This is a genomic window from Tabrizicola sp., from assembly GCF_022842145.1.
Taxonomy (GTDB): domain Bacteria; phylum Pseudomonadota; class Alphaproteobacteria; order Rhodobacterales; family Rhodobacteraceae; genus Tabrizicola.
The window spans coordinates 958,633-965,700 of the sequence record NZ_JALHQD010000001.1; the positions used below are offsets into that span (position 1 = coordinate 958,633).

The 7,068-nt window shown below is 65.4% G+C and carries 7 protein-coding genes; 4 read left to right on the forward strand and 3 right to left on the reverse strand.

Features of this window, described 5'->3' with window-relative positions:
• Nucleotides 1-94: 94 nt before the first annotated feature.
• Together Q0C42_RS04895 and ribA are read left to right on the forward strand one after the other, a co-directional pair.
• On the forward strand, nucleotides 95-1,108 hold the full coding sequence (locus tag Q0C42_RS04895; protein ID WP_295072750.1) for a LacI family DNA-binding transcriptional regulator: 1,014 nt from the start codon (nucleotides 95-97) through the stop codon (nucleotides 1,106-1,108).
• A gap of 54 nt (nucleotides 1,109-1,162) precedes the next feature.
• On the forward strand, nucleotides 1,163-2,251 hold the full coding sequence (gene ribA, locus Q0C42_RS04900; protein ID WP_295072753.1) for a GTP cyclohydrolase II: 1,089 nt from the start codon (nucleotides 1,163-1,165) through the stop codon (nucleotides 2,249-2,251).
• Here ribA and Q0C42_RS04905 read toward each other — a convergent pair.
• Nucleotides 2,234-2,623 carry a nuclear transport factor 2 family protein gene (locus Q0C42_RS04905; RefSeq protein ID WP_295072757.1) on the reverse strand — a complete coding sequence of 130 codons (390 nt, stop codon included), beginning with the start codon at nucleotides 2,621-2,623 and terminating at the stop codon, nucleotides 2,234-2,236. The two genes, ribA and Q0C42_RS04905, sit on opposite strands and share 18 nt — an antisense overlap.
• A gap of 114 nt (nucleotides 2,624-2,737) precedes the next feature.
• On the opposite strand from Q0C42_RS04905, the gene Q0C42_RS04910 reads away from it, so the two are divergent.
• Together Q0C42_RS04910 and Q0C42_RS04915 are read left to right on the forward strand one after the other, a co-directional pair.
• Nucleotides 2,738-3,244 carry a L,D-transpeptidase family protein gene (locus tag Q0C42_RS04910; protein WP_295072760.1) on the forward strand — a complete coding sequence of 169 codons (507 nt, stop codon included), beginning with the start codon at nucleotides 2,738-2,740 and terminating at the stop codon, nucleotides 3,242-3,244.
• Between the two features lie 57 nt (nucleotides 3,245-3,301).
• Nucleotides 3,302-5,176, forward strand: a complete 1,875-nt coding sequence (locus tag Q0C42_RS04915) for an amylosucrase (RefSeq protein ID WP_295072762.1) — start codon at nucleotides 3,302-3,304, stop codon at nucleotides 5,174-5,176.
• Between the two features lie 112 nt (nucleotides 5,177-5,288).
• Here the strand turns inward: Q0C42_RS04915 and Q0C42_RS04920 are convergent, their stop codons facing one another.
• Together Q0C42_RS04920 and Q0C42_RS04925 are read right to left on the reverse strand one after the other, a co-directional pair.
• Nucleotides 5,289-5,948, reverse strand: coding sequence for a YggS family pyridoxal phosphate-dependent enzyme (locus Q0C42_RS04920; RefSeq protein WP_295072765.1), 660 nt, complete (start codon nucleotides 5,946-5,948; stop codon nucleotides 5,289-5,291).
• Nucleotides 5,949-6,044: 96 nt separating this feature from the next.
• On the reverse strand, nucleotides 6,045-6,983 hold the full coding sequence (locus Q0C42_RS04925; protein WP_295072768.1) for a porin: 939 nt from the start codon (nucleotides 6,981-6,983) through the stop codon (nucleotides 6,045-6,047).
• Nucleotides 6,984-7,068: the final 85 nt, after the last annotated feature.

A 7,068-nucleotide genomic window follows, 5' to 3' on the forward strand; every position in this document is an offset into this window, starting at 1 on the left:
GGCAGGGTCCTTGATCGGGAATTTGGCGCAGTCTGCCCGGCGAAAGGCGGGCCGCACAGTTGCAAATCACCTCAAAATCACCTCAATTACCGCCATGACCCGACGCTTCAGCATCAAGGAAATCGCGTTTCAGGCGGGGCTAAGCCCGGCCACGGTGGACCGCGCGCTGCATGACCGGGACAATGTCCGTCTTCTGACCCGCGAACGGGTGGCCGCCGCGCTGGAGGAACTGGAGCAGCAGCACGCCACCAGCCTGGTCCAGGGGCGCCGCTTCACCATCGACATCCTCATCCAGTCGCCGGAACGCTTCTCCTCCGCTGTCCGGGCGGCGTTCGAGGCGGAACTACCGCTGGCCCGCCCCGTCGCCTTCCGCGCCCGCTTCCACCTGGCCGAGGTGATGGAAGAGCGCGAGATCATCGCCCGGCTGACAGCCATCGCCCGGCGCGGCAGTCATGGCATCGTGCTGAAGGTCCCCGCCACCCCCGCGATCGAGGCCTGCCTTGCCAGCCTTGCCAACCGCGGCATCCCGGTCGTGACCTACGTCACCGACATCGCCGAGCCGTTGCGGCTGGCCTATGTCGGGATGGAGAACCGCCGCGCGGGGGCCACGGCGGCCTATCTGATGCAACGGATGCGACGACGGCCGGGGTCGCGGGTCCTTGTCACGCTCTCGTCGCAGATGTTCCGGGGCGAAGACGAACGGCGCATCGGCTTTCTGGATCAGCTGGCGCGCAACGGCGACACGTTGCCGACGTTGACCGTGTCGGAAGGGCTGGGAGTGGACCGGACCACGAGACACCTGGTGCATGATGCGCTCCAGAGGTATCCCGACATCGGCAGCGTCTACTCCATCGGTGGGGGCAACCGGGCGATCCTGGATGCCTTTGCCGAGGCTGGCCGCAGCATCGATGTCTTCGTGGCCCATGACCTGGACCGCACCAACCGCCAGCTTCTGGCCGAGGGGAAGCTGACCCTGGTCCTGCATCATGACTTCCGGCAGGACGCCCGTCGCGTGTCGCTGCATTTCCTGCGCTTCCACCGCCTGGTCCCTCCCGACGTGACGATCAATCCGACCGATATCCTGATCGCCTGCCCGACGGATCTGTAAGGCCGCCGCGCGAGCAGGCTTCCGCCCTGCGCATTTGCGGCCTAGATAGGGGACATGTCGCTTGGCCTCTCGATCCCCGAACGCCTGACGCGCGCCCGTGCTGATCTGCGCATGGGGGTGCCGGTCGTGCTGTGCGGTTCGGACGGGGCGGCGCTGGTGGCGGCGGTCGAGACGCTGGACGCCGCCCGGCTGGCCGACCTGCGCGGCTTCGGGACCCCCACCCTGGCGATCACCGCACGGCGGGCAGAAACGCTGAAGGCCCGCGCCTATGACGGCGACCTTGCGCGGATCATTCCCCCTGCGGACACCGGGCTGGACTGGCTGCGAGCGGTCGCAGACCCCGCGGATGACCTGCGCACACCGATGAAGGGGCCGCTTCAATCCCTGCGGGACGGCTCACCCGACCTGGCCCGCGCCGCGCTGGGACTGGCGAAGACGGCGCATCTTCTGCCTGCGGCGTTGCTGGTGCCGGTGCGGGATGCCGTGACCCTTGCTGGCGCGCACGGGTTGACGCTGCTGGTGCTGGACCAGATCGCCCCCGCTCTTGCCGCCTTGCCGCCAATGGAAGAAGTCGTGTCGGCCCGCGTCCCCCTAGTCGCCTCAAACGCGGGACGGGTGCATGTCTTCCGCCCCGACGGCGGCGGCGAGGAACATTACGCCATCGAGATCGGCCGTCCCGACCGGGCCGAACCGGTGCTGGCGCGGCTTCATTCCGCCTGTTTTACCGGGGATGTGCTGGGCTCGCTCAAATGCGACTGCGGACCCCAATTGCGCGCGGCCCTGACGCAGATGGGGCAAGAGGGCGCGGGGGTGCTTTTGTACCTGAACCAGGAGGGCCGGGGGATCGGCCTTGCCAACAAGATGCGCGCCTATTCCTTGCAGGACCAGGGTTTCGACACGGTCGAAGCCAACCACCGCCTGGGGTTCGAGGATGACGAACGCGACTTCCGCCTCGGGGCCGAGATCCTGCGGAAACTTGGATTCTCGTCGGTGCGGCTTTTGACCAACAACCCGCGAAAACTGGACATGATGGAGGCTTGCGGCCTTCACGTCACCGAACGGGTTCCCCTTCACGTAGGCGCGACGACCGAAAACCGGGCCTACCTTGCCACCAAGGCCGCGAAGTCAGGTCACCTGCTGTAGCGCGCTTTCGCAGTGCGCGTAGCAAAGCCAGCCGTCGTCCTTCCAGACCCAGGTCGAGCATTCTGCCGCGGAATAGACCTTTGTCTCGCCATCCATCGTCACGTCCTGCTGCACGACATATCCGATGATCGCCACATCCGGCGACGGAGAGGTGACATGGACATCGCTGAAGCTGAAGCGGTTCAGCTTCCACTTACCCTCGACCGTCATCTCGGCCATCTTCTTGACCGACAGGCTGCTGACCCCGTTCGCATTGGTCACGATCACCGTGTCGCCACACAGCTTGGCCGCAGCCGCCCCGTCTTTGCCCTGCATCGCGTTCCAGAAAGCCGTTTCCAGGTCTAGGATTGACTGCTTCAAGTCGGGTTCCATCTCTGCCTCCATGCCGAAGTCCGGCCCGCTGCAACCCGTGACATCGCTGCTTGTTCCCCCTGCCGGATGCACATGCAAAAGTGCACGGGCCGAAGTGAGGAGGAGATGCCTGGAATGCACGCAGCGATGGATCTGGTCGTCACGCCGATGGGCCTGCTGTTTGCGGGCCGCCGGTTCGCCTGTTCCATCGGGCGCGGCGGGATCGTCCCGGCCAAGGCCAAGCGCGAAGGCGACGGGGCGACGCCGGCCGGAGTACATCGGCTTGTCGGGATGCTCTACCGCGCGGACCGCCTGACCCGTCCCGCCGACTGGGCGCTGCCGATCGGGCCGTCGGACCTCTGGTCGGACGACCCGCGGGACGAAGACTACAATCTGATGGTTCGCGCCCCGCACCGTTTCAACCACGAGAAACTGCGGCGGGCTGATCCGATGTACGATCTGGTCATCATCACCGGTTGGAACTGGCCCCATGCCGAACCCGGTCGCGGCTCGGCGATCTTCCTGCATCAGTGGCGGCGACCCGGTGCGCCTACTGCCGGCTGCGTCGCCCTGTCCCGCCGTGACCTGCACTGGATCGCCCCCCGGATCACCCACCAGACGCGGTTGGTGGTGCGGGTGTAATCCCCTTTCCGAAACGCTTTGGATTGCATAATCTCCGCGCAATTTCGGGAGGATTCGATGCCGGCACCACGCAGCGCGGATGACGAGGTTTTCGAGCTGCGGCTTGCCCGTTCGGCGCCCGACCTTTTCCCGATGCTGGAGGCGCTTTACGCCACCCATAGGGACTATCCGACCTTCCGCGACAAGCTGGTCAAGGCTTTGAGGAAAGGCTGGGCTGTTCGGCCCGCCGACCTGAAGCGCCTCGATCTCGCGCGCGACCTGCAACCGGACTGGTTCCAGCGGCCTGATATGGCGGGCTATGTCTTCTACATCGACCGTTTCAACGGTTCGTTGCGGGGGGTGCTGGAGAAGCTGGACTACCTGCAGGATCTGGGGATCACCTATGTCCACCTGATGCCCTGCCTGAAGCCCCGACCCGGCGACAGCGACGGCGGCTATTCGGTGATGGACTACCGCCAGATCAACCCGGATTTCGGCTCGATGGCGGACTTCGAGGCCGTCAGCGCCGCCCTGCGCGCGCGGGGCATGTCGCTCTGCGTGGACCTGGTTCTGAACCACACGGCGAAGGAACATGCCTGGGCCAAGAAGGCTGCGAAGGGGGATGCGATCTATCAGGACTACTACCTGATGTTCGACACGCCGGACATGCCGACCCTTTACGAACAGACCCTGGTCGAGGTCTTTCCCGACAACGCTCCGGGCAACTTCACCCATTACCCCGAGATCGGGAAATGGGTCTGGACCACCTTCAACGAACACCAGTGGGACCTGGACTGGGCCAACCCGGCGGTGTTCCTGGAGATCGTCGAGGTCATGCTGTTCCTCGCGAACAAGGGGGTCGACGTGCTACGGCTGGACGCGGTGGCCTTCATGTGGAAGCGCCTTGGCACCCGCTGCCAGTCGGAACCCGAGGTCCACATGATCCTTCAGGCGCTCCGGGCGTGCAGCCGGATCGCCTCGGCCGCTGTGCTGCATCTGGAAGAGGCCATCGTCGCCCCGGCCGAGATGCTGCCCTATCTGGGGCGCGGGAAACACGACGGGAAAGAGGGGAACCTCGCCTACCACAACAGCCTGATGGTGCAGTTCTGGTCCTCGCTGGCCACCCGCGACACGCGACTGATGACCCATGTTCTGGGCACGCATTTCCCCGACCGGCTGACCAACGCGACCTATGCGACCTACATCCGTTGCCACGATGACATCGGCTGGGCGGTGACGGATGAGGATGCCGCGGCGGTCGGGGTGTCGGGGCATGGGCACCGGACCTTCCTGTCGGACTTCTATGAGGGCACGTTCCCCGGCACCTTCGCGAAGGGGGCGCTGTTCCAGGTGAACGAACTGACCGGGGACAAGCGGATCTCGGGGTCGTTTGCCAGTCTCGCGGGGCTGGAGACGGCGCCGGATGCGGGGGAGGTGGACCTTGCGGTGCAGCGGATCCTGATGGGGCATGCGCTGATTGCGGCCTGGGGGGGGATACCGCTGATCTACATGGGTGATGAACTCGCCCTGACGAACGACTACGGCTACCTTCAGGACCCCCACCACGCCCATGACAGCCGCTGGATTCACCGGCCGCGGATGGACTGGGCGGCGGCGGAGGGGCGGGAGACGGGGGGCAGTCCCTCGGCGCGGGTGTTCCGGGGGGTGCGGCAGATCTTGGCGCGGCGGCGGGCGACGGGGGAGCTGCACGCGGCCCATCCGGTGCGGGTCGTGGGGTCGGGGAACGATGCGGTGCTGGCGGTGCAGCGGGTCGCGCCGACGGGGGTTCTGCTGGGGCTCTTCAACTTCACCGAACAGTGGCAGCACCTGCCGGAGGGGTGGGTGCGGGCGCTGGGGGTCTCACGGATGTGGGATGAACTTTCCGAGTCGGAGGTCACCCCGCATGGAGGGCAGGTCGTGTTGCCGCCCTATGCGAGGGTCTGGTTGGTTTGAGGCTGTCCACGCGTGGGCAGATTCTGGTAGCCTTTGAAATCAAGGGCTTGAGTGCGGGCGTTCAGGATTGGTTAACCGTGATGCGCCCAAGCGCGGTGCGCTGTAGCGCACCCTACGCTGCGGGATAGGTCCGCGCACCGAAGATCGCGCTGCCGACGCGGATGTGGGTTGCGCCGTGGGCCACGGCGGCCTCAAAATCGCCGCTCATTCCCATCGACAGGCCCGTCAGCCCGTGATCGGCGGCCATCCGGGCCAGCATGGCGAAATGGGGGGTGGAGTCCTGATCCTCGGGCGGGATGCACATCAGGCCGACGGGGGAGAGGTCCATCGCCCGGCAGTCCGTGAGAAAGCCCTCCAGATCGGCGGGCAGGACGCCGGCCTTCTGTGGTTCCTCTCCGGTGTTCACCTGCACGAAAAGCTGCGGCAAGCTGCCCCGCGCCTGGCCCAGGCTGGCCAGCTTCTGCGCCAGGGAGGGACGGTCCAGCGTATGGATCGCGTCGAAAAGGTCCACCGCGACCTTCGCCTTGTTGGTCTGCAAGGGGCCGATCATGTGCAGCTCCAGCGGGCCGTAGTGGTCGCGCCAAGCGGGCCATTTCCCGGCCGCTTCTTGCACGTAATTCTCGCCAAAGACGCGGTAGCCCTGGTCCAGAACCGCCTGAACCCGCTCGGCCGGCTGGACCTTCGAGACGGCTATCAGCTTGACCGACCCCTCGGCCCGCCCCGCCGCCTGTTCCGCTGCGTGCAACCGTTCCGTGATGTCCGCCAGTGCCATGCTGTCCCCCGTTAAAGAGGGCAACCTAACGGCGCAGCGCCAAAAGGAAAGAGCGGGCGCATGGCCCGCTCTTTCCGTTCGTCCGATCCGGGTGGATCAGAACGAGAAGTTCAGGCCCAGATCCACCGCGTTGGTATCGGCGGTATCGTTCTTGACGTAGCCGCCCGAAACCTTGGCACCACCGCCCAGATCGTAGGAGGCGCCAAGACCGTAGCCTTTCGCGCTTGACGAGGTGCCAAGGTCGTTGGTCAGCAGGTCTTCATCGTCCGACACGAAAGCGGTGACACTCAGCGCGTCAGCGGTATAGGTCGCCGATACGGAGTGCTGCTTCCACTCCTCGCCCTGGTTGTTGCTGCCATCGGCATAGATCGCCTTCAGCGTCACGCCACCGAAGGTTGCCGAGCCGCCGAGAACGAACTGCTCCCACTCGTATTCATCTTCGGCGTCCAGATTTTCGTAACCCAGAGATACGGTATATGCCCCGGTCGAATACTTTGCGGCAATGGACGTCGCTTCTGCACCGTCGGCGACGCTGATCTGGGTGGACGAGAGATACAGAGAGACGCTTCCCGTCGTGTATTCGTAAAGGGCCGAGGTGTCCTGTGGGTCATCCAAGCCGATAGCGGGCGTGCCATCGAAATCGCTGCCGCCGTTCGCAAGATAGGTAATCTCGTTCAGGTCGCTGAGGCCGGTGTATCCCACACCATCCGTCTGTCCGGTCGCGGCGTTTGCTGCCCCGTCCACGTCGCCCATCGACAGCTTGCCGAAAGCGCCCGAGATGAACACGGTGGAGTCGCCGTTGGCGGTGTTGCCCTGGCCGGACTGGTCAGCGCGGACCGACGCGCCGAAGGACAGGCCGGTGTCGGTTTCGCCCGATGCGGCAAAGTTGACCCGCACGCGGCTGGAGAAGACCGGGCCGACAGCGCCGAAGTCGTCGATGATACCCATCCTCGCCGAGCCGGTGATGGTCACCTCGGCGGAGGCGATGCCGACAGTGGTGACAAGGATGGCGGTGGATGCAAGAAGCGTGAACAAGGCGCCTCATTCGTCGCTTGGCAATATTCCGCTTGTTGCCGCACGCCACCAATCGTGGCCCGTGTTCGCGCAACTGTCTGAAGAC